This window comes from Gelidibacter sp. (genome assembly GCF_035577925.1).
Taxonomy (GTDB): Bacteria; Bacteroidota; Bacteroidia; order Flavobacteriales; family Flavobacteriaceae; genus Gelidibacter.
The window spans coordinates 1-2011 of record NZ_DATJCY010000119.1; the positions used below are offsets into that span (position 1 = coordinate 1).

General features: G+C 35.8%; 2 protein-coding genes. Both read right to left on the bottom strand.

Annotated elements, in window-relative coordinates; translation table 11 throughout:
* On the bottom strand, window positions 1–1026 hold a 1026-nt coding region (locus tag VNJ50_RS04185; protein WP_325579349.1), incomplete at its 3' end, for a histidine kinase dimerization/phospho-acceptor domain-containing protein.
* 35 nt (window positions 1027–1061) lie between these two features.
* The gene (locus tag VNJ50_RS04190; RefSeq protein ID WP_325579351.1) at window positions 1062–1748 is read right to left on the bottom strand and encodes a response regulator transcription factor; all 687 of its coding nucleotides are present in this window, start codon (window positions 1746–1748) and stop codon (window positions 1062–1064) included.
* Window positions 1749–2011: the final 263 nt, after the last annotated feature.

A 2011-nucleotide genomic window follows, 5' to 3' on the forward strand; every position in this document is an offset into this window, starting at 1 on the left:
CTGCTCATCGGTTTCAATATCGGTTTCAAAGTGGATATCAATTTTATAATTAGGATGGGCGCGTTGCACTTGTTGTCGGGCATCTAATAAAACCTCATCAATGCGTACCGATCTAAAAGAAATTTCCGACGGATCATAACTGGCTTTTGCCATGTCCAAAAGGCTATTGGACAGCCTCACTATTTTTCTGGCATCTTTAAGACTGTTTTCAATGGCCGTTTTATAATCTTCAATGGCGCGTTCTTTGTCCATTGATAATTCCAACTCGGTAATAATGGCCGCTAAGGGCGTTCGGAGTTCGTGCGAAATATTTGAAACAAAGTGTTTTTGTGCATCAAAAGATTGTTCCAACCGATCTAACATGGCGTTAAAGGTTTGGGCGAGTTCGGACAATTCATCGTTGCTGTCGTTATATGGCAATCGCAAATCGAGATTTGTCGCCGTAATATTTTGTGCTTTTTCAACCATTTCAACAACAGGTTTAAACGCTTTTTTAGAAAAGAAAACCCCAACGATATAAATAAATACGATTGAAATTATAAAAACCAAAACACTGGTTTTAAGCAAACTGTTTAGTTTGTTATAACCATATTGATCGTAAGAGGTCGCTGTGACAATATATTGATCGTCCTCAAAATCATAGCGCAAGCCAACCACTTGCCAACCCTCTTGATAAAATTGAATATCGCCTTTTTCATAAATTTCATCATTCATGGATTTCGTTTCCTTGACAAAATCAATATCAACCGCATCGTGATAAAGTAAGTTAAATTCCTTATCATAAATAGCTACTTCAACTTCGTTTAGCACCTCCCGATTACTTCTATAAATATCTTGTAATGTTTGCGGATTGACCTTGGCATTAAAAAACAAATTGGCTTTAGTAATGGCCTCTTTTTTTAGAAGTGCATAAAATTCACGTTCACGACTTTCCTGTGTAGAAAAGTAAATGATGGCCGCAAAAACCAACAAAATGGTTGCTGTTATTAGCGTAAATAATATAGCGAGGCGCGTTCTTGTTTTCAAAATATCATCTGGAAATTAATAGGACCAAAGTAATCTTAATGATCGTCTTGTTTTAAAACAAAACCCATCCCCGGTTTTGTATGAATGAGTTTTCGGTCAAATTGCCTGTCAATTTTTTTTCGTAAATAATTGATATAAACGTCAATAAAATTGGTGCCCGTATCAAAATGTGTATCCCAGACTTTTTCGGCAATTTCTGTCCGCGACAGTACTCGTTCTGGATTTTGGAGCATGTACTCTAAAAGCTTAAATTCTTTAGGTGTGAGGTTAATATCCTGACCGTTGCGTTTTACCATTTTACTGTGCAAATTCATTTCCAGATCTGCATAATTAAGGATAAATCCTGAAGCATTACTGTTTGTATCACGCCGATTTAGCAACGCTCTGATACGCACAATAAGCTCACGCATTTCAAACGGTTTTACCAAATAATCATCGGCACCGGCATCAAAGCCTTCAACTTTATCATCGGTGGTGCCCAAAGCGGTCAACATAATTATGGGCATATTGGGTTTGGCCTGTCTAATCTGTTTGCACAAATCAATACCATCCATTTTTGGTAAAATAATATCGGTTATGATAAGATCATAATCGTTTTGAAGGGCTAATTTTTTGCCAGAAATGCCATCATACGCCAAAGTTGTCGTAAAGCCATTCTCAGCCAAACCTCTTTGCAAAAGCTCGGCCACCCTTAAATCGTCTTCTATAATTAATAGTGTCATTGTTACAAATTTACAAATTCCTTTGACAGAAAAATACCGACCGTAGTTTCAATGGGATTTCAATCCCAATTAAAAACAGATTTGCTATTAAAATTTTTCACACTTAAAATGGATTTTCTTTAAGAGCCTGTTTAAAAATTATAGTTTGAATTTTTATAGATATTTTTAGATAGATTTTAGTTTTTGATAATGAAGATTTAGCGGGCTAAATCAAGTAATCAAAGGCTAAAAGATGGTAAAAAGAGCATAAAAAGACAACTAAG